Annotated in this window: 27 protein-coding genes; 7 read left to right on the top strand and 20 right to left on the bottom strand. The window is 51.2% G+C overall.

Annotated elements, in window-relative coordinates; translation table 11 throughout:
• Window positions 1-11: 11 nt before the first annotated feature.
• The 4 genes from ACM5Q9_RS10130 to ACM5Q9_RS10115 all read right to left on the bottom strand — a co-directional run bounded on the left by ACM5Q9_RS10130 (window position 12) and on the right by ACM5Q9_RS10115 (window position 2,392).
• Window positions 12-503 (bottom strand): TlpA disulfide reductase family protein, encoded by a 492-nt coding sequence (locus ACM5Q9_RS10130; RefSeq protein ID WP_418144613.1) that lies wholly within the window; start codon window positions 501-503, stop codon window positions 12-14.
• Window positions 503-1,207 carry a BON domain-containing protein gene (locus ACM5Q9_RS10125; protein WP_418144612.1) on the bottom strand — a complete coding sequence of 235 codons (705 nt, stop codon included), beginning with the start codon at window positions 1,205-1,207 and terminating at the stop codon, window positions 503-505. The genes ACM5Q9_RS10130 and ACM5Q9_RS10125 overlap by 1 nt, the downstream gene beginning before the upstream one ends.
• A complete protein-coding gene (locus ACM5Q9_RS10120) occupies window positions 1,204-1,797 on the bottom strand; it encodes a phosphoheptose isomerase (protein ID WP_418144611.1) in 594 nt (197 codons plus the stop codon). The genes ACM5Q9_RS10125 and ACM5Q9_RS10120 overlap by 4 nt, the downstream gene beginning before the upstream one ends.
• 121 nt (window positions 1,798-1,918) lie before the next feature.
• Window positions 1,919-2,392 (bottom strand): YraN family protein, encoded by a 474-nt coding sequence (locus tag ACM5Q9_RS10115; RefSeq protein ID WP_418144610.1) that lies wholly within the window; start codon window positions 2,390-2,392, stop codon window positions 1,919-1,921.
• A gap of 99 nt (window positions 2,393-2,491) precedes the next feature.
• Here ACM5Q9_RS10115 and rsmI point away from each other — a divergent pair, with 99 nt between their 5' ends.
• Entirely contained in the window at window positions 2,492-3,412 is a 921-nt protein-coding gene (gene rsmI / locus ACM5Q9_RS10110) for a 16S rRNA (cytidine(1402)-2'-O)-methyltransferase (protein ID WP_418144609.1), read from the top strand.
• Here rsmI and ACM5Q9_RS10105 read toward each other — a convergent pair.
• The 10 genes from ACM5Q9_RS10105 to ACM5Q9_RS10060 form a co-directional block, all read right to left on the bottom strand.
• The gene (locus tag ACM5Q9_RS10105) at window positions 3,409-4,134 is read right to left on the bottom strand and encodes a septal ring lytic transglycosylase RlpA family protein (RefSeq protein ID WP_418144608.1); all 726 of its coding nucleotides are present in this window, start codon (window positions 4,132-4,134) and stop codon (window positions 3,409-3,411) included. The genes rsmI and ACM5Q9_RS10105 overlap by 4 nt on opposite strands.
• Complete coding sequence (gene rapZ / locus ACM5Q9_RS10100) at window positions 4,131-5,006, bottom strand: RNase adapter RapZ (protein ID WP_418144607.1); 876 nt, start codon at window positions 5,004-5,006, stop codon at window positions 4,131-4,133. The genes ACM5Q9_RS10105 and rapZ overlap by 4 nt, the downstream gene beginning before the upstream one ends.
• A gap of 111 nt (window positions 5,007-5,117) precedes the next feature.
• Complete coding sequence (gene hprK / locus ACM5Q9_RS10095) at window positions 5,118-6,047, bottom strand: HPr(Ser) kinase/phosphatase (protein WP_418144606.1); 930 nt, start codon at window positions 6,045-6,047, stop codon at window positions 5,118-5,120.
• An 8-nt stretch (window positions 6,048-6,055) separates the two neighbouring features.
• Window positions 6,056-6,508 carry a PTS IIA-like nitrogen regulatory protein PtsN gene (gene ptsN, locus ACM5Q9_RS10090; protein WP_418144605.1) on the bottom strand — a complete coding sequence of 151 codons (453 nt, stop codon included), beginning with the start codon at window positions 6,506-6,508 and terminating at the stop codon, window positions 6,056-6,058.
• 114 nt (window positions 6,509-6,622) lie between these two features.
• Window positions 6,623-6,943, bottom strand: coding sequence for a ribosome hibernation-promoting factor, HPF/YfiA family (hpf, locus tag ACM5Q9_RS10085; RefSeq protein WP_418144604.1), 321 nt, complete (start codon window positions 6,941-6,943; stop codon window positions 6,623-6,625).
• A 158-nt stretch (window positions 6,944-7,101) separates the two neighbouring features.
• The gene (gene lptB / locus ACM5Q9_RS10080; RefSeq protein ID WP_418144603.1) at window positions 7,102-7,893 is read right to left on the bottom strand and encodes an LPS export ABC transporter ATP-binding protein; all 792 of its coding nucleotides are present in this window, start codon (window positions 7,891-7,893) and stop codon (window positions 7,102-7,104) included.
• Between the two features lie 11 nt (window positions 7,894-7,904).
• The gene (lptA, locus tag ACM5Q9_RS10075; RefSeq protein WP_418144602.1) at window positions 7,905-8,510 is read right to left on the bottom strand and encodes a lipopolysaccharide transport periplasmic protein LptA; all 606 of its coding nucleotides are present in this window, start codon (window positions 8,508-8,510) and stop codon (window positions 7,905-7,907) included.
• A complete protein-coding gene (lptC, locus tag ACM5Q9_RS10070; protein ID WP_418144601.1) occupies window positions 8,507-9,136 on the bottom strand; it encodes an LPS export ABC transporter periplasmic protein LptC in 630 nt (209 codons plus the stop codon). Before lptC ends, lptA begins: the two co-directional genes overlap by 4 nt.
• A gap of 2 nt (window positions 9,137-9,138) precedes the next feature.
• The gene (locus ACM5Q9_RS10065) at window positions 9,139-9,738 is read right to left on the bottom strand and encodes a KdsC family phosphatase (protein ID WP_418144600.1); all 600 of its coding nucleotides are present in this window, start codon (window positions 9,736-9,738) and stop codon (window positions 9,139-9,141) included.
• Window positions 9,739-9,744: 6 nt separating this feature from the next.
• Complete coding sequence (locus ACM5Q9_RS10060; RefSeq protein ID WP_418144599.1) at window positions 9,745-10,734, bottom strand: KpsF/GutQ family sugar-phosphate isomerase; 990 nt, start codon at window positions 10,732-10,734, stop codon at window positions 9,745-9,747.
• A 142-nt stretch (window positions 10,735-10,876) separates the two neighbouring features.
• On the opposite strand from ACM5Q9_RS10060, the gene purT reads away from it, so the two are divergent.
• Window positions 10,877-12,115: a formate-dependent phosphoribosylglycinamide formyltransferase gene (gene purT / locus ACM5Q9_RS10055; protein WP_418144598.1), complete on the top strand. Its 1,239-nt coding sequence runs from the start codon at window positions 10,877-10,879 to the stop codon at window positions 12,113-12,115.
• A gap of 42 nt (window positions 12,116-12,157) precedes the next feature.
• The gene (locus ACM5Q9_RS10050) at window positions 12,158-12,694 is read left to right on the top strand and encodes an adenine phosphoribosyltransferase (RefSeq protein ID WP_418144597.1); all 537 of its coding nucleotides are present in this window, start codon (window positions 12,158-12,160) and stop codon (window positions 12,692-12,694) included.
• Window positions 12,695-12,756: 62 nt separating this feature from the next.
• Here ACM5Q9_RS10050 and ilvA read toward each other — a convergent pair whose 3' ends face one another.
• Window positions 12,757-14,265: a threonine ammonia-lyase, biosynthetic gene (gene ilvA, locus ACM5Q9_RS10045; protein ID WP_418144596.1), complete on the bottom strand. Its 1,509-nt coding sequence runs from the start codon at window positions 14,263-14,265 to the stop codon at window positions 12,757-12,759.
• A gap of 112 nt (window positions 14,266-14,377) precedes the next feature.
• On the opposite strand from ilvA, the gene ACM5Q9_RS10040 reads away from it, so the two are divergent.
• Together ACM5Q9_RS10040 and ACM5Q9_RS10035 are read left to right on the top strand one after the other, a co-directional pair.
• Complete coding sequence (locus ACM5Q9_RS10040; protein WP_418144595.1) at window positions 14,378-14,929, top strand: YqaA family protein; 552 nt, start codon at window positions 14,378-14,380, stop codon at window positions 14,927-14,929.
• A gap of 95 nt (window positions 14,930-15,024) precedes the next feature.
• Window positions 15,025-18,963 (top strand): DUF3683 domain-containing protein, encoded by a 3,939-nt coding sequence (locus tag ACM5Q9_RS10035; protein WP_418144594.1) that lies wholly within the window; start codon window positions 15,025-15,027, stop codon window positions 18,961-18,963.
• 36 nt (window positions 18,964-18,999) lie between these two features.
• Here the strand turns inward: ACM5Q9_RS10035 and ACM5Q9_RS10030 are convergent, their stop codons facing one another.
• The 5 genes from ACM5Q9_RS10030 to phoB form a co-directional block, all read right to left on the bottom strand.
• Entirely contained in the window at window positions 19,000-19,743 is a 744-nt protein-coding gene (locus ACM5Q9_RS10030; RefSeq protein WP_418144593.1) for a LamB/YcsF family protein, read from the bottom strand.
• Window positions 19,744-19,764: 21 nt separating this feature from the next.
• Window positions 19,765-20,769, bottom strand: coding sequence for a biotin-dependent carboxyltransferase family protein (locus ACM5Q9_RS10025; protein WP_418144592.1), 1,005 nt, complete (start codon window positions 20,767-20,769; stop codon window positions 19,765-19,767).
• Window positions 20,750-21,490: a 5-oxoprolinase subunit PxpB gene (gene pxpB, locus ACM5Q9_RS10020; protein WP_418144591.1), complete on the bottom strand. Its 741-nt coding sequence runs from the start codon at window positions 21,488-21,490 to the stop codon at window positions 20,750-20,752. The genes ACM5Q9_RS10025 and pxpB overlap by 20 nt, the downstream gene beginning before the upstream one ends.
• A complete protein-coding gene (gene phoR, locus ACM5Q9_RS10015; RefSeq protein ID WP_418144590.1) occupies window positions 21,444-22,730 on the bottom strand; it encodes a phosphate regulon sensor histidine kinase PhoR in 1,287 nt (428 codons plus the stop codon). Before phoR ends, pxpB begins: the two co-directional genes overlap by 47 nt.
• 154 nt (window positions 22,731-22,884) lie before the next feature.
• Window positions 22,885-23,580, bottom strand: coding sequence for a phosphate regulon transcriptional regulator PhoB (phoB, locus tag ACM5Q9_RS10010; RefSeq protein WP_418144589.1), 696 nt, complete (start codon window positions 23,578-23,580; stop codon window positions 22,885-22,887).
• Between the two features lie 118 nt (window positions 23,581-23,698).
• Here phoB and ubiE point away from each other — a divergent pair, with 118 nt between their 5' ends.
• Together ubiE and ACM5Q9_RS10000 are read left to right on the top strand one after the other, a co-directional pair.
• Entirely contained in the window at window positions 23,699-24,466 is a 768-nt protein-coding gene (gene ubiE, locus ACM5Q9_RS10005) for a bifunctional demethylmenaquinone methyltransferase/2-methoxy-6-polyprenyl-1,4-benzoquinol methylase UbiE (RefSeq protein ID WP_418144588.1), read from the top strand.
• 174 nt (window positions 24,467-24,640) lie between these two features.
• Window positions 24,641-25,630 (top strand): Tim44 domain-containing protein, encoded by a 990-nt coding sequence (locus ACM5Q9_RS10000; protein ID WP_418144587.1) that lies wholly within the window; start codon window positions 24,641-24,643, stop codon window positions 25,628-25,630.
• The last annotated feature ends 194 nt before the right edge of the window (window positions 25,631-25,824 follow it).

Genomic DNA, 25,824 nt, shown 5'->3' with positions numbered 1-25,824 from the left:
GTTAAACGAAATCAGGCTTTGGCAAGCGTATCCTGCAAGGTTTTTTCAAAGATGGCTTTATCATAATTGCCAATATAGCGTTTAACAATATTGCCTTGCCGGTCTAGCAGGAATGACACTGGGGTATATTTAATATCATCAAAGGCTTTGGCGACGCTGCCATCTTTGTCAAGTGTAACCGTAAATGGCAGGTTGTTGTCACGGGTGTAGTTTTTGACAAAAGGCTCGGGGTCGTAGGCCATCGCAACGGCAATGGTGTCGTAGCCCTGGTCTTTATATTTGTTGTAATAGGCAATGGTGTCGGGCATTTGTTGGATGCAGGTAACACAATTGGTTGCCCAGAATTTGACCAAGACCACTTTGCCTTGCAGGTCACTGGTCTGGAATTGCTTGCCTTCCAGGCTGGTAAAGGAAACGTTGGGCGCGGCTTCGGTTGCGCTCAGGGTAATCCAGGTGCCGATGCCAGCCAGTGCAACAATAACGGAAACAATAATTTTTTTCATCAGTTCAAAGGGTAGGTTTGCGTCGTTGAAGGATTTACTTCTGTACCAGGGACGGTCATGCTGCCGGTTGATGATGTAACGGATGAAGGCGTAGTACCACCCGTACCTGAAACCAGGTCAAATACTTTGACCACCCTGTTAACACCACTGATGCCTGCTGCAGCCGAGGCGGCACGATCCCCTTCGATGGGCGTGACCTGGCCCATCAGGTAGACGACACCCCGGCTGGTGGTGATATCAATGGTACTTGATGGGACATTTTTGGTGGTAAGAAGTTCCGTTCTTACCTTGGAGGTGATCCAGCTGTCATTGGCCCGGGTGCTGAATGAGGCAGGTGGTGCAACAACCACTTCGTTCAGCACGGCTTTCACATCGGGAACACCCTTGGCGATGGCGGCCGCCTGTTCTTTGGCGGCAAGCGTTGGTGCCTCGCCGGTTAACAGGACCCGCTGGTTATAGGCCATGGCATTAATGCGGACGGTGTCTTTGAGTTCTTCATTGATGCGGTTTTCGGTCCGTATGCCAATATTTTTGTCGGTTAATTGCATGCCTGAAGTGCGTCGGTCAGAGACGACCACGGCTGTAGTGGTTGCTGCACCACCGATCAGCAAGGGAACGCATGCGGACAACAGGGTACTGGAACCCAGGGCAAGAGCAAGTAAAGCGGTAGGGCGAATGATTCGTGCTGCACGCTTTAATTTCATGAAATATCTCCTAGTAAGAATGCATCAATACCATCACACAACACATGCAGCAACAAGCCATGCACTTCTTGTATGCGCATGGTGCGATCGTGGGGAACACATAAATGAACATCGAAATCGGTCAGCATGCCGGCAATCGCTCCGCCATTTTTACCGGTCAGGGCGATGACTGCCATGTTGCGTTCGTGTGCGGCCTGGATTGCCTTGATAACATTGCTGGAGTTTCCACTGGTAGACATGGCTACCAGCACATCGCCGGGCTGTCCCAGTGCCTGTACCTGACGCTCGAAAATGACATCAAAGCCATAATCGTTGCCGACGGCAGTCATGATAGAGGTATCCGTATTTAGGCAGATGCCGGCAAACGGAATGCGGTCGCGCTCGAATCGTCCTACCAATTCGGCGATGAAGTGCTGCGCATCGGCGGCGGAGCCTCCGTTGCCGCAAGCCAGCACTTTGGCATTGTTGCTGATTGCCTGGACTAATATATCAATACTTTGCGCAATCGGTGAGATGAGTGTAGACGCGCTGTTTTCCATCGTCTGGATGGCGTCTTGAAAGTGTAAATTGATTCTGGTAGAAATATCCATGACCCTGATTATCGCATGAGTGCGCAAAAATACTTGTGATTAATTGCATTAAAACATAAGTGGCAATGACGCTGTTTGCCGGAAGAGTAAAATGATTTTATCAGGTTGAAAGCGTTCTGGTTCAAAATGCATGCTTGATCCACTCCATCTGTCCATGATCCATGCAAACGGCGTCAAACCGGCAAAAAGGGGTTTTGCCACCGAAATGCCGGTGGCTGAGCAGCGGGAGATAAATGGAGGCACTGGCTCGCAGGCGTTTTTGCTTGGCCGGGGTAATGCTGGCGGCAGCTCCCCCGAACTGCTGGTGGTTGCGTAGCCTGATTTCGATAAATACCAGCGTATTGCCATCAATCATGATGGCATCGATTTCACCAAACCGGCAACTCAGGTTTCGGGCAACTTTTTTCAGGCCCTGTGTTTCAAGATACTCAATGGCTTGTTGTTCTGCTTGTAGACCAGTGGTTTGTCGTGCCGACAATTTATGGTCGTAAAAAGGTTTGCGGGTGGCGGGCTTGCGATGTTTGCCGGCCTTTGCCCGTTTTTGCTGGGCGGCTAGCGCGAGTTCAAAAATGGTGTTGTCGGTGGAGTTGGGCATTTTTTGTTAGAGGCTGTTTTTTTAGGCCGCCAAAAGGAAGTGATCAGCGATAATGGCAGATGGATTACATGGCAGTTATTTTTACAAAAAGAGAGCGTTATGGCGATAGAAGAGGGACCTTTTTATGCAGCATGGAAAAAGGTAACGGCAGACCTGGAGCAGCAAAGCTGGCCGGAGGCTTGCCTGTATGTAGTAGCAACCCCTATTGGCAATCTGGCCGATATCAGTCCCCGGGCGGTTTTTGCCCTGAGTCAGGCCGACGTGATTGCCGCGGAAGATACCCGTTCCTCACGGGTGTTGCTGAATGCATGGGGAATCAATACGCCCCTGATGCCTGCCCACCGCCATAACGAGGCCCGGGTAGCACAGGAAATTATCCAGCTTTTGCAGCAAGGCAAGCGCGTGGCCCTGATATCGGATGCTGGCGCACCGGCGGTCAGTGACCCTGGTGGGCGGATTGTTCGTGAAGTCAGGCAACAGGGTTTGTTGGTAAGGCCAATTCCAGGCGCTTCCGCGGTAATTACGGCACTGATGGGCAGTGGGGTAAGCAGTGATGAGAACCCCACTTTTGCTTTTGCCGGATTTGTGCCGCAGAAATCAGCTGCCAGGCAGCAATGGCTGCGAAAATGGGGGGAGATGGAGATGCCAGTGGTCATGTTCGAGTCACCGCACCGGATCCTGGCGTTTTGCCGTGACTTGTTGCTGGTTTGTGGTGCCGGTCGCCGTTTAACCGTGGCTCGCGAATTAACCAAGCGCTTTGAGCAGATCGTAACCCTGCCTGTTGGTGAACTGGAGGACTGGTTTGCGCAGGACCCTCATCGTCAGTTGGGTGAGTTTGTGTTGATCCTCGAGTCAGCACCGCGAGCTGATGAGGATGAACAATTGGTTCGGGTAACCGGGCTTTTGGAAGTATTACTGGAAACGGTTTCGGTTAAAGACAGCGTGAAGATTGCCACACAGCTAACCGGGCTGGCGCGTAATGTTGTGTATGCACGCGCCCTTGAACTGAAAAATGCTTAAAGCATCGTTTTGCCGGCTTTTTTGCCTTTGGCGTTGTTCTTGATCAGTTCAACTTTGACTTTGGCGCTACCTTTATTCACAATGCCCAGTTTTTTGGCTGCGCCATAAGACAGGTCAATAATGCGGTTGTCGTGGAAGGGACCACGATCATTGATCCTGACGGTAATGCTTTCACCAGTCGAAACCCGGGTAACCTTGACCACACTGTTCAGGGGCAACTCTTTATGGGCGGCAGTCATCATGTTCTGGTTGTATTTCTCACCATTGGCCGTGCGTTTGCCATGAAAGCCGGGGCCGTACCATGAGGCAGTGCCCACCTGGGAGAAATCGGTAATGTTATTGGCAAATGGCACATAACGCTTGCCCTTGATGGTATATGCCCGGGCATGGCTGCGGTATGAAGGCTGGGCCTTGAAGCCGGTACTTGAGGCCGGTGTGATTTCCTCCGGCTCGATTTCTGTACTGGTATCAATTTCAGCCGTATCCAGGCTGCGCAGGTTTTCCCCGAAAGCCGTGTCATAGCTGCTTTCCGGGAAAATGCCATTGGCCGTAATCCTGAAAGTATTGGTTTTCTGGTCTTTGCCAGGATCAACCTGCATGGATTTTTGCACTTCAACGACATCTTTGGGATGTTCTTTTTCAGTAGTGCTGGCATGTGCGGCATATGATGAAAATGTCACACATAAGGCCAGGAAAAGATGTTGATGCTTTTGATTCTTCATGTAAGGTTCTTTGGTACTTGTGAACGATGTCGAACGCGTATGGGTCGATGTGAACTGAAGCGCTTCGCCAGTTCTTCTGCAACGTATACAGATCGATGCTGTCCGCCGGTACAACCTATGGCGACGGTAAGATAACTACGCGTATCCTGCATATAAAACGGCAACCATTTCTGGATGTATGCAGTGATATCGTTAATGATTTCAGACACGCTATCAAACTGCGATAGCCATGTTGCTACGGGCTCATCACGACCAGTAAGGGGACGTAAGTCCTTGTCGTAATGAGGATTAGGCAAGAATCTTACATCAAAAACCAGGTCCGCGTCACTAGGAACGCCTCTTTTGAATGCAAAAGATTCAAAAGTTAGTAACACATTGTTGTTGTCAGGGACCACTAAATCCTTGATCCAGGACCGTAACTGGATGGGAGGCAAGTCGGAAGTGTCAATCACATGTTCGTGATCTCGCAGGGGGGCCAGCAATTCGCGCTCATGGGAAATACACTCTCCCAGTGAAGGGGCAATGCCATTTTTTTGTTGCAGGCGATAGGCTAGCGGGTGTCGGCGACGGGATTCGGAATAGCGTTGTTTTAGTGTGCGGTCATCTGCTTCAAGGAAAATAACCTGCAAGGGCGTACCCATAGCGCGTATCGCGCTGATGACATCGGGTAAGTTGGCCAGTTCACCGGGAGAACGTACATCAATTGCAACAGCCACTTTTTCAAGACCGTCCTCGCGTGCACTGGCAATGAAGTCATGCAGGAATTTAACGGGAAGATTGTCAATGCAGGTATAGCCTTGGTCTTCAAGTTGGCGAATAGCTACTGATTTGCCTGAACCGGAAATGCCGGTAATGAGAACGACATGAAACATGTTTTTTGTATGAAATCAAGTGATTGAACATCATACAGAATAAACAAAATTTATTACATTAACAATAAGGATTGGAAAAAGTATAAATTGATAACATTTTGCCGTCTTTGGTTACTGCAAATTACTGTTTTTCATAATGGCTTGTGCCTGCCTTTCCATGAATTCACCCAGCGTATCAATACCCCTTAATTTAAGAATGGTATTGCGGGCTGCGGCTTCGACCAGGACTGCCAGATTGCGGCCGGCAGCTACCTGCAGCATGACGCGCCGGATGGGGAGGCCCAGGAGTTCCTGGGTCTGGTCCTGGATGGGCAGGCGTTCAAACTTTTCACTGTTGGCACGCACCAGGTGCACAATCAGCTTGAGTCGCATTTTGCGCCTTACCGCTGTTTCACCGAAAATGGTGCGAATATCCAGCAGGCCCAGCCCCCTGACTTCCAGCAGATTACGTAACAGATCGGGGCATTGCCCTTCGATCATGGTGGGATTGGTGCGTGAAAATTCAACGGCATCATCGGCTACCAGGCCGTGGCCACGGGAAATGAGTTCGAGTGCCAGTTCGCTTTTGCCCAAGCCGGATTCTCCGGTAATCAGGACACCCATGCCCAGTACATCCATGAAAACACCATGAACGGTGGTGGTGGGGGCAAAGCGCTTGCCTAGGTAAATACGCAAGACATCAATAAGATGAGCCGCATCGTGTTGGCTGGACAGCAGGGGAATTTGATTTTTTGAGCAAAAAGTAGTCAGTTCAACCGGCGTTTCAAGGCCTTCGGCAATAATAACTGCCGGAACACCGCCTTCGGCCAGTTCAATGAGCACTTTTTCCCGCGCCGTCTCTTTTAGCTTTTTGTAGAAAACCAGTTCTTCTTTACCAAAAACCTGTATTCGTGATGGGTGAACCACATTAAGATGCCCAAGCAGATCTGCGGCTGCCGTGTTGGATGCAGGCAAATGACGGTTACCGGCATCCATTCCCGCAATCCAGGTCAAGCCAAGGGCTTCAATGTTTTCATCAACAAGTTCTTGGATGCTTAACATGGTCATAATCAGGAAGATTGCGTCAGGAGATCGTAAATTTTTGCAGGATCATTTTCGGATAGCAGTTGATGCCGGATAGTATCGTTGGATAGGATACGGGCGACTTCCGCCAGGATTTCCAGATGTTGCTGGGTGGCACTTTCGGGTACCAGCAGAATAATCAGCAATTGTACATTCTGCCCGTCGGGCGCATCGAAAGGAATAGGGTTTGCCAGACGCATGAAAGCAGCGGTTGCCTGTTTCAGTTTTGAAATACGTCCGTGCGGGACGGCAACGCCATGTCCAAGGGCAGTAGAGCCTAATCGTTCTCTTGAAAACAGGCTGTCGAAGACAACCGAACGGGCAATGCCCTGATTGTTTTCAAATAACAGGGCAGCTTGTTCAAATGCCCGTTTTTTGCTGGTTGCGCTTACGTCAAGAAGCGTATTTTCGGGGGTTAAAATTTGCGTTAATTGGTTCATACATCGGATTATATGATTTTCTTGCAGAAAGTAGCAATTTCTTTAATATTTTTTGTGCACTAAAAACCCAGCCTGAAGGCTGGGTATCTACAAGGTATTGATATTGCATCAAGTTTATGCGACAGTCATGCGTTTTGTTGAGTCATTAGAGTGATCTTGCAGTTTGGATTTGTACTTGATGACAAGCCTGTCTGCCTTGTCACTCAGGAGATCAATGGCTGCATAAAGGTTTTCTTCTTCGGCTGCGCAGTGAATATCTTTGCCTGGAACACGCATGGTAACTTCAGCGATATGTTTAAGCGGCTCAAGTGACAGGATCACCTGGGCATCAATAACATGGTCAAAATGTTTGAGGACACGCCCTATTTTGCTCTCTACATATTCCTTGATGGCTGGCGTAATTTCTAAATGATGGCCGCTGATATTTATATTCATATAATTGCTCCATAGAGTGTTTTAAACCGCATTGTGCATGCGCAGAAAACTTAAGGTAATTGAATTTTTGGAAGATCCATATCACTTTAAGTTAGTCATGACTCTAGTTTATAGATTATTTTTTTTAAAGCAAGTGCCTTAAATCAAACATCCCGCATTTACATTTTAAAGTGCTCACCCAAATAAACCTTGCGTACCTCTGGGTCTTTGATAATGGTTGCCGGGGCGCCATCAGTAAGGACCTTGCCTTCGCTGATGATGTAGGCACGGTCACAGATGCCCAGTGTTTCACGCACATTGTGGTCGGTAATCAGGACACCGATATTGCGGTTTTTCAGGAAGCGGATGATGCGCTGGATTTCAATCACGGCGATAGGGTCAACACCGGCAAAGGGTTCATCAAGCAAAATGAAGCGCGGATGGGTGGCCAGAGCCCTGGCGATTTCCACCCGGCGACGTTCACCGCCTGAAAGCGAAAGTGCGGCATTGTTGCGAATATGGGTAATTTGCAGTTCGACCAGCAGGTTTTCCAGCTGTTCTTTAACCTGTGTGCGGTCAAGTTGTTTGCCGGTTTTGGGGTCATATTGCAACTCAAGCACCGCCTTGATGTTTTGCTCGACGGTTAGCCGGCGGAAGACCGAGGCATCCTGGGGCAGGTAGGATAGTCCGATCCTGGCCCGTTGGTGGATAGGCAGGCCGGTAATGTTCTGTCCGTCAATTTCGATGCGTCCGAAATCGGCGGGTACCAGGCCGACGATCATGTAAAAGCTGGTGGTTTTGCCTGCGCCGTTAGGTCCCAGCAGGCCGACGACCTCTCCACTTGAAACCGACAGGGAAACATCCTGGACGACGGTTCTGCCACTATACGTTTTACGCAGGCCGATTGCCTGGAGCAGGCCTTTTGAAGCAGAGGAATGGGTATTCAGGCTGGAGCTGGCGGATGTGTTCATGCAAAAATAAATCAGTTAATTGTGCTGGGCATGGGTTTGTTATTGTACTGTTTACGGCAGGCTTCAGTTGCAGCATCGGCCGCCGATTGCGGTTTCACGACGGAACGGACGCGGCCGGGATCGACAGCTGCCGGACCACCCTGTGCGGCATAGGTATTGTTCTTGTTGTTGTAGATAACGACCTCGCCCCTGATGGTATCGATTAAACGGCCACAAATGTAACGGTTGACAATGGCATGGCCGATCATTTTGACGGTGTCGTTCTTGCCGTTATATTCGGCACGGTCACCTTCCGAACGGATGGTTTCATAGGTCTCGGGACGCTCTTCGAAGATACGTACTTTACCGCTGTTGACGGTGGCCGTACCATGCTGGAAGCCTTGGGCATCTTCCTGGATTTTCAGGGTGTCTGAAGTTAGCCTCATTTGCCCGCGGGTGAGAATGACATTGCCATTGAAAACGCTGGTTTTGGTCTTGTCATCGTAATTCAGGGTATCGGACAGTACCAGGGTTTCCGGTTCGGGTTGGGCGTTGGTGGCAGGCGCGCTTACTTGTGCCAGCACGGGCGCGTTAAGCATCAGCAAGGGGAAGATCAGTTTTATCAATGACGATTTCATGGCCGGTTATTCTCTTCAGGAGCTTGGTCGGTATTTGACGATTGGGAAGGCAGGTCTTTGTTCGAGATGGAAACATCCGTATTGGAATAAACTTTCAGCTCGCGAGTTTGGTTATTGTAGGTCATTCCCTTGCCGTTCATACGGGAATTTCCCTGTATGACGGTAGCCGGCTTATCGGTTTCGATAATGTCTTTTTCGGGGTAGATGATCAGTTCACTGCTGGTGATGTCCAGGGCTGAGGTGTCTTCGGATGGAAAACGCTGCAAATGGGCGTTACCCCGCATGAGGATGGTTTTGTCATTATTGAACATGGTCGCCAAGTCGGCTCGTCCGGTGGTAATGGCGGAACCTGGTCGTTGCCCGGTAGAGATGGCATTGACAATTTCATAGGAGTCATTATGGGGGAAATGTTTCATGGAATCCCCTTCAAGACGGTTTTTGGGCACACCGTCCGGATCAGAGCTAAGCATGATAAAACGGTCTGACCAGGCATCGGGTTCATGCGAGATGCGGGCTGGCGGGTCCAGTGGGATGGATCGCTGCGCATAATCGGCTGCCCACCAGGTGGTAATAACCAGGCAGAGCAGCATGAACAGGGCGATCAGGGCTGGAAGGCGTTCTTTCATTTTTATTGAATGACTGGGCCGGTAAGTCGACTTGAGTGGAAATATTGGCTTAAGGCGCCTTGAGCTGCCAGGATCATGTCACAGCATTCCCGTACCGCACCCGAACCACCCGGCAATGAGGTAACCCATTGGGCTGCCTGGGCGATATACAAAGGGGCATTGGGTACACTGATGGACAGGCCGGACTTGTGCATGGCGGGCAAATCGATGATGTCATCACCCATAAACGCAATTTGTTCCAGTCCCACGCCATGGCGGCTGGCCAGGTCGTCAATCAGTTGGCTTTTGTCGCGGACATTCTGGTACAGTTCGCCAATCCCCAGTTCTGCCGCCCGGCGAGGTACGACAGAGCCTTCGCGTCCGGTCACCAGGGCAACAATCACCCCGCTTTGCTGCAGCATTTTCAGGCCATGGCCATCAAGCGCGTGAAAACGTTTGAATTGTTCGCCGTTTTCTCCGTACCAAAGGCTGCCGTCGGTAAGCACACCGTCAACATCAAAGGCGACCAGCTTGATGGTGGCAGCGATTTCACGTATGTGGGCAGGTACTTTTGAAAGTACCAGGGATTCAGCGGGATGGGGAATGGATAGAGTGGGTTTCATAAGCCTTTAAATAACCTTTGCAACCATCAGGTCGTGCATGTGCATGGCACCCACAAGGATGCCTTGTTTGTCAACGACCAGCATATGGCTGAGTTTGTTTTTTTCCATCAGTGATGCCGCTTCGACGGCAAGTTCATCGGGCGCAATGCTTTTCGGGTGGGAGGACATGACCTCATGCATGGTAAGGTGACGGATGTCACCGTGGCGGACAATCAGGCGACGCAGGTCACCATCAGTGAAGATGCCGATGGGCTCATTTTTGTCATTGATCACCGCAGTCATGCCCATGCGTTTGAGTGACATTTCTTTCAGGGCCTCAGGCAAGGGAATGTCAGGATGGACCAGTGGCAGGTCATCGCCCTGTCGCATGACATCCCTGACATAAGTGAGCAGGCGACGGCCCAGCGCCCCACCCGGGTGGGAACGGGCAAAATCTGACTCGCCAAAATTGCGCGCCTCAAGGCAGGTAACCGCCAGGGCATCTCCAAGGGCTAGGGCCACCGTCGTGCTGGTGGTAGGGGCAAGGTTAAGTGGGCAAGCCTCTTTTTTGATGCTGGCATCCAGAAACACGTCACACAGTTTAGCCAGGTCAGAATTGGTATGGCCGCAAATGGCGATGACCTTGGTACCCAGCCTGCGCACTACTGGCAGGACGGTTGACAATTCGTTGGAGTTGCCTGAATAGGAAATGGCAATCACGATATCCCTGCCCGTGACCATGCCCAGGTCGCCATGTACCGCTTCGCCGGAATGCACAAAAAAGCTGGGCGATCCGGTAGATGCCAAGGTGGCGGAGATCTTGCGGCCGATATGTCCGGATTTGCCCAGTCCCATAACCACAACCCGTCCTTGGCAACCAAGGAGCAAGGCAATGGCTTTGCTGAAGTTTTCGTCAAGGCGGTCATGAAGATCCATCAGCGCCTGTGCTTCAGCCTGAATGGTCCGGCGTCCTGCTTGCAGCGCCTTTTCGGGAGCGTATTCAATATTCTTCATCATTCCGTGATTTTAATCATATCGGGAATACTAAAACATGGTTTTGCCAGTTTCACCGAAAAAACCGTATTTCATGCGTGCATGGCCCTATAATGTGGTGAAAATCAGCGGGTTATGTATCAATTTTTTGGAAGTGTAGTGGATTATGAAAGACTCGTCAGTCCCTCTCTTGGGAACACCTTTGTCCGAAGCCGCCGTCAGGGTGATGTTATTGGGTTCCGGAGAACTGGGTAAAGAAGTGACAATTGCCCTGCAGCGGTTCGGTGTAGAGGTGATAGCGGTTGATCGCTATGAAAACGCACCTGCTCACCAGGTGGCGCATCGTTCACATGTGGTGCCCATGACTGACAAGGAAGCGCTCCGGCGCATTATTTTGGCAGAAAAGCCCGATGTTATCGTTCCTGAAATTGAAGCGATTGCCACCGATTTGCTGGTGGAACTTGAAGAAGCGGGCGTGGCAAGGGTGGTACCCACCGCCCGTGCCGCACGACTTACCATGAATCGTGAGGGTATTCGCAGGCTGGCTGCAGAAACCCTTGGTGTGCCGGTTTCGCCCTACCAGTTTGTTGATACGCTTGATGAGCTTGAGGCAGCCATCAATAATGAAATTGGCTATCCCTGTGTGATCAAGCCGGTCATGTCCTCCTCGGGTAAGGGGCAGTCGGTGCTCAAATCTGCCGCAGACCTGGAAAAGGCCTGGATGTATGCCCAAGAGGGTGGACGCACCGGTAAAGGCAGGGTAATTGTCGAAGGGTTTATCAATTTCGATTATGAGATAACCCTGCTGACGGTTCGATATCGTGATCCCGTTAGCGGTCAGGTCCAGACCGCTTTTTGCGAACCGATTGGCCATAAACAGCTTGATGGTGATTATATTGAAAGCTGGCAGCCGCATCCCATGAACCCGAAAGCCCTGGACAAAGCCCGGGAAATTGCCCGAACCGTAACTGAAAACCTTGGCGGCATGGGTGTGTTTGGGGTGGAATTGTTTGTGGCAGGTGAGCAGGTCTGGTTTTCCGAAGTCAGTCCGCGACCCCATGATACCGGCATGGTTACCATGATCAGCCAGTTACAAAGCGAGTTTGATTTGCATGCCCGGGCCTTGCTGGGTTTGCCGGTTAATACGCAATTGCGTCAGCCGGGTGCCAGCAGCGTGATTTATGGCGGTATTGAAGCCAAGGCCATAAAATTTGCCAATGTGGCGCAGGCACTGGCAGAAGAGGGAACCGACTTGCGCTTGTTTGGCAAGCCAGAGTCTTATGTAAAACGGCGTATGGGCGTTGCCCTGGCATCGGCGGCAGAGGTGCAGCAGGCGCTGGAAAAGGCCAGACGCGTTTCTTCGACTGTTACGATTTCAGCAGCAGACCAGGCGTTGGCACGATAACCGTGTTTTTTCGTAAATTTCATCAACCTACCTTGAGAAACCATGATGATTGATCCCAATGAGCTTGTTCGTAATGCGATACGAAGTGTGCCTAACTGGCCCAAGGAAGGCATTACATTTCGGGATATTACGCCCGTGCTTCAGGATCCGCGCAGCTTTCGTGCCTTGATTGATATTTTTGTTTACCGTTACATGCGCCAGCGCATGGATCTGGTAGCCGGTGTCGATGCGCGTGGATTCATTATTGGCAGTGTGCTGGCCTATGAACTGAATCTGGGTTTTGTACCGGTGCGTAAAAGCGGCAAATTGCCCTTCAATACGGTAGCCGAAGAATATAAGCTGGAATATGGCAATGCCAGTGTCGAGATGCACACGGACGCAGTGCTGCCTGGCCAACGGGTTTTGCTGGTTGATGACCTGATTGCCACCGGTGGTACCATGGTTGCGGCAAGTCGTTTGTTGCAGCGTCTGGGTGCCAATGTGGTTGAGGCCGCAGCTATTATAGATTTGCCCGATCTTGGTGGATCCACGCTGATCCGCGAAAGCGGTTTGTCGGTTTTTACGGTTTGTGAGTTCTGATAAATGGAATAAAAACGGTGCAAATTAACATTGCCCCGTTTTTGTCTTGATGCAGTAACCGCTTATAAAAACAGTTTGTAGGCGGGATTGTCGGTTTCCTTGACGAATGGATAACCAATAGTTGACAGGAATTCCTTGAAGGCTTTTTTGTCTGCCGGTGGCACCTGGATGCCTACCAGGACGCGGCTGTAATCGGCTCCTTGATTCCGGTAATGGAAGAGACTGATATTCCATTCAGGATTCATGGTGTCGAGAAATTTCATCAAGGCACCCGGGCGCTCGGGGAATTCAAAGCGGTACAATACTTCGTTTTCTGCCAGAGACGAATGCCCGCCCACCATATAGCGCAGGTGTGATTTGGCCAAGTCATCGGAAGTCAGGTCAAGGACATCGAATTTTTTGCGACGCAAGCGGGTCGCCACTTTTTCCGCCTCTTCCACCGAGCTTATCTGGACACCCACAAACACATGAGCCTTGTTGGCATCCGAGATCCGGTAATTGAATTCGGTCACGTTGCGGGAACCCAAGGCAGTGCATAACTGCTTGAAGCTGCCTTTGATTTCGGGCATGGTGACGGCAAAAATAGCTTCTTTGGCTTCACCGACATCGGCACGTTCGGCCACAAAACGCAGGCGGTCGAAGTTCATGTTCGCGCCGGAAGTGATGACTGCCACGGTTTTGTTTTTCCATTTGTGTTCAGCCAGATAGCGCTTGGCACCCGCCAGCGCCAAGGCACCCGAGGGCTCGAGAACACTGCGGGTGTCCTGGAAAACATCTTTAATGGCGGCACAAATGGCATCTGTGTCTACCGTCACGAAATCATCGACATATTCTTTTGCCAGGCGGAAGGTTTCAACGCCCACCTGTTTGACCGCTGTGCCGTCGGCAAACAGCCCGACATCGTTCAGGGTAACCCGACGTCCGGCCCGAATGCTGCGGATCATGGCGTCCGAGTCTTCGGTTTGGACACCGATTACCTTGATATCCGGGCGTAATTGCTTGATGTAGGCGGCAATGCCGGCAATCAGGCCGCCACCGCCAATGCACACAAAAATGGCATCCAGGGAATTGGGTTGCTGGCGCAGGATTTCCATGGCAATGGTACCTTGGCCGGCAATCACATCGGGGTCGTCAAAAGGGTGTACGAAAGTCAGGTTTTGTTCTTTTTGCAGCGTTAGGGCGTGTTCGTAGGCTTCGGTATAACTGCCGCCGTGCAGCACGACTTCACCCCCCAGGCGCCTGACCGCATCTACCTTGACCTTGGGAGTGGAGACAGGCATGGCAATCACGGCACGGCAACCCAATTTTTTGGCGGAAAGCGCAACGCCCTGGGCGTGGTTGCCTGCCGAGGCGCAAATCACGCCATGTGAGCGTGCTTCGGCTGACATATTGGCCATTTTATTGTAGGCTCCCCGGATCTTGAAGCTAAAAACGGATTGAGTATCCTCACGTTTAAGCAAAATAGTATTCTGGATACGGGCAGAAAGCAGTTTTGCGGGTTCCAGTGGGGTCTCTGTGGCAACATCATAAACTTTTGATGTCAAAATACGTTTTAGATAATCTGTGGACATGTTGGGGGAGTTAAGGATCAAACAATATATTACAGATTAACATAGCAACTTCCGGTTTGCCCAGACTTGAATCAGGACCGGTTCATAAAAATTTACGTGAGTTACAGGTAGTATGGAAAATGAAATGATGGGAGCCGTGCAATGGCTGCTGCAAACATTGGCTTTGCCCGCAGTGGGGTTGCCGGCTATTTTTTTGATTGCCCTGGTGTCAGCAACCTTGTTGCCCATGGGCTCTGAGCCAGCCGTGTTTGCTTATCTCAAGTTGTCCCCCGATATGTTCTGGGCGGCCGTATTGGTTGCAACGGCAGGTAATACAATTGGCGGCGTGGTGTCCTACTATATGGGCTATTGGGCCAAAAAAGGGGTGGATCACTGGAAAAAAACGCATCAGTTTGCTGATGGGCAAAGTCCGGCAGCACGCTTGCAGGAAAGGCGTCGCAAGCAACAAAAACTGGGTGGTACCTATTTCAGGAAACTGGCTGTGTATTTGCGGAAAATGGGTCCCTGGGCATTGTTGTTTTCCTGGCTACCCATTGTGGGTGATCCCTTATGCAGTGTTGCAGGATGGATGAAACTGCGCTTGTTACCCTGTATTTTTTATATGGCAATTGGCAAATTTGTGCGATATGTGCTCATGACTGCTGTTTTATTGCGTCTGTTTTAGGATAAAGCCAGTTTACTTTAATAAATTTCGGGTTCTCCGCGTAAAATGATATTTATCCTCAGATATATTTCAAATTCATCCAGCCTTTTATTAGTATGAACGCACCTATTGATACCCAGATTTTGTCAGAAGCAGAGCAAGCCGGGCCGGTCCGGCGTTTGCGTGAGATTCCTTATAACTACACTTCCTTTTCAGACAAGGAAGTGGTTGGCCGCCTCTTGGGTAGTGATGCCTGGGATTTGCTGTCCGATCTCAGGGGGGTTCGCAAAACGGGTCGTTCTGCGCGTATGTTGTACGAAGTTTTGGGGGATATCTGGGTGGTCAGGCGCAACCCCTATCTTCAGGATGACTTGTTAGACAATCCCAAACGTCGTGGCCTGCTAATAGAGGCGCTTAACCATCGACTCAACGAAATCAACCGTCGTCGTGAACCTTCAAACAAAGAAAATGACAGCAAGGTCCAGGAGCTGCTCAGGCGCGCCCATAAGGCAGTGATCGAGTTTGAGGCGGAATTCGAGTATACCGAAACCCTGCGTGCTGAAGTGCTGCAGGAAATGGGTCGTATTACCCAGAAAGACAATATCAAGTTTGACGGTTTGTCACGGGTTTCCCATGTCACCGACGCGACCGACTGGCGTGTCGAGTATCCTTTTGTTGTCCTGACGCCTGATTCCGAACTGGAAATGGCGGCCCTGGTGCGTGCCTGTTTCGAGCTTAAGCTAACCATCATACCCCGTGGGGGTGGTACGGGTTATACCGGGGGTGCCATTCCCCTGTCATGGCGCTCTGCCGTGATTAACACCGAGAAACTGGATTCGCTCTCTGCAGTAGAACAGCTTGTCCTGCCCGGGTTGCAAGAGCCTGTTGCCACGATTCTGTCTGGCGCCGGTGTGGTTACGAAACGGGTTTCTGAGGCGGCTGAGGCTGCCGGGTTTGTATTTGCCGTAGATCCAACCTCTGCAGAAGCTTCCTGTATTGGCGGTAACGTGGCCGTGAATGCCGGTGGCAAGAAAGCCGTGCTCTGGGGAACCGCGTTAGACAACCTGGCCTGGTGGCGGATGGTAGACCCCGATGGTAACTGGCTTGAGGTCACCCGTCTTGAGCACAATATGGGCAAAATCCATGATGCCGGACAGGTCCGCTTTGAAGTGAAGTGGTTTGACGGCCGTTATGCGCCGGGCACAAAAGAACTGCGTACAAAAATTATCGATATCGAAGGCAGTGCCTTCCGTAAAGTAGGTCTGGGCAAGGATGTTACCGATAAATTTCTGGCCGGTTTGCCTGGTGTCCAGAAAGAAGGCTGTGATGGGCTGATTACTTCTGCCCGCTGGGTGCTGCACCGCATGCCCAAGCATACCCGCACGGTCTGTCTTGAATTTTTCGGGCAGGCCCGTGATGCTGTGCCGTCAATTGTTGAAATCAAGGACTATCTTGATACCGAAGGCCGTAAAACCGGTGCCATACTGGCCGGACTCGAGCATCTGGACGAGCGCTATTTGCGGGCGGTGGGTTATGCTACCAAGAGCAAACGCGACGCTTTCCCGAAAATGGTGCTGATTGGCGATATTGTCGGTGATGATGAAAATGCGGTGGCTGCGGCCGCCAGTCAGGTGGTGCGCCTGGCCAATGGCCGTAGCGGGGAAGGCTTCGTTGCGGTCAGTGCCGAGGCACGCAAGAAATTCTGGGCTGACCGTTCCCGTACCGCCGCGATTGCCCGTCATACCAACGCGTTCAAAATCAACGAAGACGTTGTGATTCCCCTTGATCGCATGGGTGAATACACCGAAGAAATCGAACGTATCAATATTGAGTTGTCTACCCGTAACAAACTCAAGCTGGTAGAAGAGCTTGAGGCTTTTCTTGATACCGAATTGCCCGTTTACAAATCGGAAGATTTTCTTGATGAAGAGCTGACCCGTGAAGAAGTGATTGGCAGCCGCATTGAAGAAGCCCGTGAGGTGCTTGGCTTGACGGCTTCGCGCTGGTCATGGTTGCTGAACAATATGGATGAGTCCCTGGCTGGCAGCCTTGAAAAACTTTCCCTGCTGGGTATGGACGAGTTGATGGAAGTCCTGAAGCCGCGATTGCAGGAGCAGCCCGAGTGCCGGATTTTTGATGTATTGCAGGATCGCACCATTCGGATTTCCTGGAAGAAAGAAATCCTGGCCAAAATGGAAGTGATTTTTTCTGGTGCGGACAGGGCGGCAGTCCTTACCGAGATGCAGGCTATTCATGACCGCGTCCTGAAAGGCCGGGTGTTTGTTGCCTTGCACATGCATGCCGGTGACGGTAATGTGCATACCAATATTCCGGTTAACTCGGACAATTATGAAATGCTGCGTGAGGCCAATGAAACGGTTGTGCGCATCATGCAAATTGCTCGTGACCTGAACGGGGTGATTTCAGGTGAGCACGGCATTGGCCTGACCAAGCTGGAATTCCTGACTGACGCCGAACTGGCTCCGTTCCGCCAGTACAAGCAGGAAATTGACCCCGAAGGGCGATTCAATGCGGGCAAGCTGTTTGCGGGTTCCGACCTGCGCAATGCCTGGACGCCCAGTTTCAACCTGTTGGGCCATGAATCCCTGATCATGAAGCAAAGTGATATTGGCGCCATCTCAAGTTCTATCAAGGATTGCCTGCGTTGTGGCAAGTGCAAGCCGGTCTGTGCCACCCATGTGCCACGGGCCAACCTGCTGTACTCGCCACGCAACAAGATTCTGGCCACTTCCCTGTTGGTTGAGGCATTCCTGTATGAAGAACAAACCCGCCGGGGCATTAGCCTGAAACATTGGTCCGAGTTTGAAGATGTTGCCGAACATTGCACCTTATGCCACAAGTGCTATAACCCCTGTCCGGTGGATATTGATTTTGGGGACGTTAGCATGGCCATGCGGACGGTACTCAATCGTATGGGCAAGCAATCGGTTCGTCCAGGCAAAACGGCCGCCATGTTTTTCCTGAATGCCACTGACCCCACCACGATTAATGTGACCCGCAAGGTCATGGATCTTGGTTACAAGGCCCAGCGACTGGGTAATGAGGTCCTTAGTTCGGTTGTCAAAAAACAAACGGCCCATCCGCCAGCAACAATTGGGCGTGCTTCCCTGCGCGAAGAAATCATTCACTTCGTGAACAAGAAAATGCCAGGTGGTTTGCCTAAGCAAAGTGCCCGTAAACTGCTGGATATCGAAGATAAGAATTTTGTGCCGATTATTCGTGATCCACATAAAACCAGTGCCGATACCGAAGCTGTGTTCTATTTCCCGGGTTGCGGGTCAGAGCGCCTGTTTTCCCAGGTAGGGTTGGCCACCCAGGCCATGCTGTGGCATGCCGGGGTACAAACCGTACTGCCACCGGGCTATCTGTGCTGTGGCTATCCACAACGTGGTAACGGCCAACTGGACAAGGCTGAACAGATCATTACCGACAACCGGGTCCTGTTCCACCGGATGGCGACTACTCTGAACTATCTTGATATTAAAACGGTTGTCGTCAGTTGTGGTACCTGTTACGATCAGCTTGCAGGCTATGAGTTTGAAAAGATATTTCCGGGCTGCCGCCTGATTGATATCCATGAGTACCTGCTTGAAAAAGGCTTGAAACTGGATGGTGCCACTGGGAAGCGGTATATGTACCATGATCCTTGCCATACGCCCCTGAAGCAACAGGATCCCATGAAAACGGTGAAATCCCTGGTGGGTGATACCACCATCAAGGCGGATCGCTGCTGTGGTGAGTCTGGTACATTGGCGGTTAGCCGTCCCGATATTTCCACTCAAATTCGATACCGCAAGGAAGAGGAGCTGCGTAAGAACTCAGCCGCAATGCGCGCTGATGGCTTTGCCGGCGAGGTCAAGCTGTTAACTTCCTGCCCTTCCTGTTTACAGGGGCTGGCGCGTTATCAGGGCGATATAGCCATTGATGCCGATTATATTGTGGTGGAAATGGCTCGCCATATACTGGGTGAAAACTGGATGGCTGATTATGTCAAGAATGCCAATACAGGTGGCATCGAGCGCGTTTTGGTGTAAATAGCACCAAACCATCAGGCATGTGCAAGGCAAGGGTTATAACAGCCCTTGCCTTTTTAACGCCTCGTGTATTTGCCGTGCAAAGTCGGCAGCACCAGGCTGGTCACCGTGAATGCACAGGGTATCCGCCTGTATGGGAATCTGTTTGCCGGAAAGTGCAGTCACATGGCCCTTTTCCAGCATGGAAATGACTTGTTGTATGGCCTGTATAGGGTCGCTGATAATAGCGCCGGGCGTACTACGGGGGGTAAGGGTACCATCATCCTGATAGCTGCGATCGGCAAATACCTCGTGTGCAACTTGCAGGCCCATTTCTTGCGCGATGAATGCTTGTCGGCTATTGGCCAAGGCATATAAAACCAAAGAACCGTCAATATCCATGACGGCTTGTGCGATGGCTCGCGATAACGCGTCGTTATTGGCGGCCATGTTGTAAAGGGCACCGTGTGTTTTGACGTGATGCAGGCGGCCCCCCTGGGTTTTGGCTACCGCCGCCAACGCGCCGATTTGGACCACAACCAGGTCATAGGCCTGGTCGGGAGAAATAGGAAAAGGCCGCCGTCCAAAACCTGGCAGGTCATTCAGGCCGGGATGCGCGCCAATATGTACCTGGTATTTGATGGCATTGGCCACGGTCTTGCGCATGATGTGGGCATCGCCACCATGAAAGCCGCAGGCAATATTGATTGAGGTGACGTGGGGCATGACGGCATCATCGTTGCCCATGGTCCAGGGTCCATAACTTTCACCCATATCACAATTGAAATCCAATTTTTTCACCGGTATTGCTCCTTTGCATGCTTAAAGGTAACACTGTGACAATTGCAGTGCAATCAGCGCCAGCTGTTTTTGCAATGTCATGAACTTTTTTTCCCGATCAAGCATTAATCTTTGTGCCTCTTTCAGGTCGAGCAGGGAAAAGGTGCAATGCTCGCCCGGTAGCATTTGGGCCAAAACCGGGAGATCAGCCGAAATGACATTCGCGATTTTGGGGTAGCCACCGGTGGTTTGGCGGTCTGCCATGAGGATAATCGGATTGCCATCAGGCGGTACCTGGATGGAGCCGAATGCTGTGGGTTCGGACAAGATCTGCAAGGGTGACTGCAAGGCCAGGACCGGGCCTTGCAGGCGGTATCCCATGCGTTCGGATTGTGGTGTTATCCTGAAGGAGTCGTTAAGGAAACGCGCCTGGGATTCACGGGTGAAATGATCCCAATGATAGCCCTTGATGACCCTGATGCCGTGTTTTTTCTGCAAGCCTAAATTGGCGGGAAGATAAATTTCAAGGGCATTGAAAAAATCCAGCAGGGTTTGGCGGTGCTGGGAGGCCAGCGGTTTTTTGATTTCAATCCGGTCCTGCTTTTTCAGTGCCCGCCCGTGATAGCCGCCCAATCGGTTTTTCAGGTCAGTACTGCAACTGCCCATCATGGCGGGCAATTCAAATCCGCCATGTACGGCCAGGCAGGTGCGTGCCATGGCAGAACGCGGGTCTGGCCTGAAATGCAGCGTTTGCCCGGCCTGTATCAGAAAGGGGCGATTGACGGGTATGGGGGTGTCATTGGCAAAGGCATGTATCGGAGCGCCACTGAAAGCGATGCAGGCATCTTCTTCAAACAACAGCCTGGGACCGCTTAAGGTGATTTCCAGTACTGTCTCGGAAGGCGGATTACCAGCCAGTAAATTGGCCAGCCGCAGGCTGCTCTGGTTCATGACACCGCCAACGGGTACGCCAATTGACTGAAACCGGTGCCTGCCTTCATCCTGAAAGGTGGAAAGCACGCCTGGGCTAATGACCTGGATGCTCATTGTTATCCTGCTTTAGGGTTGCAAACGTTTCCTTGCTGATTGCCTTGAAACGGACCATGTTTCCGGGGGACAGGAGTGAGTGGGGGGCACGTTCCGGGTTAAACAGTGCAATCGGTGTCCTGCCGATAATATGCCAGCCGCCTGGTGAGGCATGGGGGTAAATGACGGTTTGCCGGTTGGCGATGGCGACCGAGCCGGCAGCGATGGCAAGGCGTGGGGTGGCCAGGCGCGGGACATCCAGTTTTTCATCAAGGGTGCCCATGTACGGCATGCCTGGTGCAAAGCCCAGCATGAAAACCCGTGCCGTACGTGACGTATGCAAGGCAATGATCTGTTCAATGCTGCACTGGAATTTGCTTGCCAGTAACTCAAGGTCGATGCCATATTCAGGATCATAACAAACCGGGATTTCAACGGTTTTTTCGGCTGCTGCCTTGGCAGGGTCATGCTGTTGTTTCAGCAATGCGTCCAGAGTATGGCAAAGATTTTCATAGGGCATGTTGCCCCAGCAGGAAGCCTGGTAATGCACGCCCACGCAGTTATAGGCGGGCACAATGTCGCTGATGCCAGGCAGGCAGGCGTTGGCAATGCTTCGGGCCGCCTGCAGGCAAAGCTGGCTGATCCGGGTGCTGATGCCTTCAGGCGTGAAGCGGATGATCAGGCACGCATCACCTTCAGGCGTGAACTGCCAGTTTTTTTGATGAACGGGTGTCGGGCTCATTAATAATGCTATCGGGGGGAAATATGATGCTGAATGTACTTCCCTTGTTGATTTCGCTGTCGATGACCAATTTGGCATTATGCCGTATTATGATGTGTTTTGTAATGGCCAGGCCCAGTCCGGTGCCGCCCGAGGCCCGTGAGCGGCTTTTGTCGACCCGGTAGAAGCGTTCCGTGATGCGGGGAATATCCTGTTTGGAAATGCCCAGCCCGGTGTCTTTGACACTGAAAACGGCATTGCCTTTGTCGTCCTTATGCCAGCTGACGGTAATGGTTCCATCGGCAGGAGTATATCGAACGGCATTGGTCATCAGGTTGCTGATGGCTGAAGATATTTCGGTTTGCTGGGCATTAATGGCCAGTTTGTCGTCTATGTCAAAAATGAATTTGTGCTTGCCTTTGGACAAGGAGTGGGCCTGTTGGCCGGCAGACTCGATCAGCTGGGCCAGCACCAGTTTTTGCCCATTGCTGGCCTGGGTGGATTCCAGCGTGGACAGGGTCAGTAAATCGGCAACAATCGCCATCATGCGCTGGGCCTGCTCGTGCATGAGCGTTTCGTATTGTTTGCGTTGTTCAGGAGAAACCGCTTCGGGAGGCAGGTCTTGCAGTGTTTCCAGGAAACCGATTAGAACGGTAAGCGGTGTGCGGATTTCGTGAGAAACATTGGCCACAAAGTCTTGTTGCGTGGTGCGCAGTTTTTCGAGCTGCGTGATATCCTGGCAGAGCATCAGGATGCCTTCTTCCGAATATTGGTTCAGGTCAAATTTAAGGCATCGGAACTGGCCATCCGATTCCATGTGGGTGACAAAAGAATCGCTCCAGTCACCATTTTGTGCATATTCAATAAATTCGGGCAGGCGGACCAGGTTGAAAATGTTATATCCCTTGTCTTGCTCATAACTAAGGCCCAGCATTTTTTCCGCCAGGCCGTTACACCATTCGATATGGAAATTGCGGTCTAGTGTTATGGCAGCGGCGGGCAATGCTTGGGCGGCAGATAAAACACTGTGGGACAGGTGTTTGAGTGCTTTCAGTTCGTTGCCACGAAAACGCAGGATCTTGTAAATGGGCGTGACAATGTCATCATATTTGCCAAGATCGGGAGAGGGCGGATTTTCAGTATCCCTGGCCCATTTGACGGTAAGTTGGAAGTACTTGTCTTCGAGGTAATAGTAAATCGCAAAGATGAGCCCCAGAGAGACGATACCCCAATAACCCTGTGCCAGATATTGAATGCCCATGCAGAACAATACTGCGAAACAAAGCCATAGCAAGGGTTTTATCCATCTCATGATAAGCAACCACCGGGCCTGTATGCCCAAAATAACGTGTAAATGAAGGGTAAATAACAGGCCGTTTGGTCTGCCAACGGGATTTTATCGCATTATGCGGTCGTTATTGTGGAAGACGGGTGGTGAAACGGTACCCGCTGCCACGAACGGTTTCAATCAGGCCATGATGGTCCGAGGGTTCAAGCGCTTTGCGCAAACGGCGGATATGGACATCGACCGTTCTTTCTTCAAGAAACACATGATCTCCCCACACCTGGTCAAGTAGCTGGCTGCGGGTAAAGACACGTTCGGGGTGGGTCATGAAAAAATGCAAAAGGCGGAATTCAGTGGGCCCCAAGGGCAGGTTGTTGCCATTGCCGGTAATTCGGTGGGAAACCGGATCCAGTTTAAGGCCGGCAATTTCAATTTCATCATCGGTCAGTTGTGGTGCCCGGCGACGTAAAACCGCCTTGATGCGTGCCATTAGCTCTTTGGGTGAAAAGGGCTTTGTAATATAGTCGTCGGCACCACTTTCAAGGCCTTCAACTTTATCTTCTTCAGCGCTTTTGGCTGTTAGCATGATGATGGGAATGCCCTTGGTCCGTTCATCGGACCGCAGGCTTCTGGCCAGGCTCAGGCCCGAAGCACCGGGTAGCATCCAGTCCAGCAGAATCAGGTCAGGGAGCTCTGCGTTGATCAGGATTTTTGCCTGTTCAGCATCAAGTGCGCGTAAAACTTTATGACCTGCAAAGGATAAATTGACGGAAATGAGTTCCTGAATTGCCGGCTCATCTTCTACTACGAGGATTGTGCTTGCCATAATGAAGTAAAATTTGTAATGGTACCAATGTTAAAATGCAATACTTATGTATGACACTTATGGTATTGCCTAATTATGTCATGTTTGTGACAACACTCCGTTTAAATAAGATTATTGTATGAAACCTGATACGAACCAAGAAAGCAGCGAAAATTCAACCACCCATTTCGGCTTCAAGACCGTCAATGAATCCGAAAAGGCCAGCAAGGTGGCGGAAGTCTTTCACTCGGTGGCTTCCCGTTACGATGTCATGAATGATCTTATGTCGGTAGGGTTGCATCGGGTCTGGAAAGTGTTCACCATTGGCCGGGCCAATGTACGCCGGGGCATGAAGGTGCTTGATATCGCCGGAGGCACCGGAGACCTTGCCCTGGCTTTTGGGAAAAAAGTGGGGGATACTGGAGAGGTCTGGCATACCGATATCAACAGTTCCATGTTAAGTGTGGGCCGTGACCGTCTTATCGACAAAGGTGTCGTCTTGCCTACAGCGGTTTGTGACGCTGAGTACTTGCCGTTTCCCGATAATTATTTTGATTGCGTAACGGTGGCATTTGGTTTGCGCAATATGACACATAAAGAAAAAGCGCTGGCTGAAATGTTCAGGGTGCTCAAACCGGGCGGCAAACTGCTGGTACTTGAGTTTTCCAGGGTTTACAAGCCACTGGAACCTGCTTATGACTGGTACTCTTTCAATATATTGCCTTGGCTGGGCAAGAAAATTGCCAGCGATGAAGACAGTTACCGTTACCTGGCCGAATCCATTCGCATGCATCCTGACCAGGAAACGCTGGCAGGCATGATGCGTGAAGTTGGCTTTGATCGGGTGCAGTATTTTAACCTGACTGCGGGCGTTGCCGCTGTGCACGAGGGTATCAAGCTGGGCTGAAAGCAAGCTCGGTTGGTGTCATAAAACAGGGCAGGGAATGGTTGAAAAGTAGTGTTTTGAAACAATAGCCTTGCCTTTTTGGTTTTTTTTACTTGTGAAAACGTTCAGCTTTTTGTAAGATTAGCCGATACGCCTGCGAAGGCAGGCCCGATTATATACAAGGAGCTAGTTTTAATGACTAAGAAATGGTCCAAATTTTTAGCCGCGGCATTGGTGGTGGTATCAACCTCCGCCATGCTGACGGTTTCTTTTGATGCCGAAGCGCGTCGCATGGGTGGTGGTAGCAGCGTTGGCCGTCAGTCCAGTAACGTTACTCAGAATCGTGCAGCAACGACTCCTCCGGCAGCTGCCAATACAACACAGCGTTCTGCAGCCGCTGGCAGTACAGCTGCTGCAACCGGTGCTGCTGCGCAAAAAAGCGGTTTTTCACGCTTTTTGGGACCTATCGCGGGCATCGCCGCTGGCTTGGGTATTGCAGCCTTGTTATCCAGCATGGGCTTAGGTGGCGCTTTTCTTGAGTTCCTTTCCAGCGCAATCCTGATTGGTATTGTCATTTTTGCCATCATGTTTATCGTTCGCCGCCTGCGTGGTGGCGTAGCCAAGCCTGCCATGCAAGGTGCCGCTGGCAATAACAATATGTATCGCCAGAACGAACAGCAGCCCATGTTTGGCCAAAAGCCGGCCATGCCTGCCGCCGCGCCGGCCCCTGTGGCTGCGCCGGTTTCAACGACCCAGCCCGAAGTGGTTGCTGCCGAAAACCCCAATGTTGATAAAACCTGGTTTGTACCGGCCGATTTTGACACGCCTGCTTTCTTGCAGAATGCCAAGCAACAGTTCAAGGCCATTCAGGGTATTTGGGACAAGGGCGATATACCGGCCCTTAAAGAATACCTCACTGACGACCTGATTGCCGAGCTGACACCGCAAATTACCGCTCGTGCCGGCCAGACTGTGACTGAAGTGGTGCTGCTCAATGCAGAGCTGCTGGGTATCGAACAGGTCAATGACGGTCACTTGGCCAGTGTCCGCTTCTCTGGCATGCTGCGTGAAGAGGTGAATACTGCCGCATTCCGTTTTGAAGAGGTATGGAACTTGTACAAGCCCGAGCAGGGCGGGTGGCTGTTGGCGGGTATCCAGCAAATTCCCGTTGACTCTGCATCTTGATGCCATCTGATTGCTGTGCCTGCTTTTTAATTTAATTGGCCGGCCTATAATCATAAAGGCGCTCTTTTATAGGGCGCCTTTATTTGTTTGTGCTTGATTATATTGGTGGCCTTGCCAGCCTGGATTCTTTGTTCCGCTTAGGTTTATGGCAGGGCCATGACAAAAAAAGGTAAACTTGAAGTTTGTTTGCCAAA

It is taken from the genome of Advenella sp. RU8 (genome assembly GCF_048381675.1).
Taxonomy (GTDB): domain Bacteria; phylum Pseudomonadota; class Gammaproteobacteria; order Burkholderiales; family Burkholderiaceae_B; genus Advenella.
The sequence above is the reverse complement of the archived record's forward strand: the minus strand, read 5'-3'. Positions and strand labels throughout refer to the sequence as shown.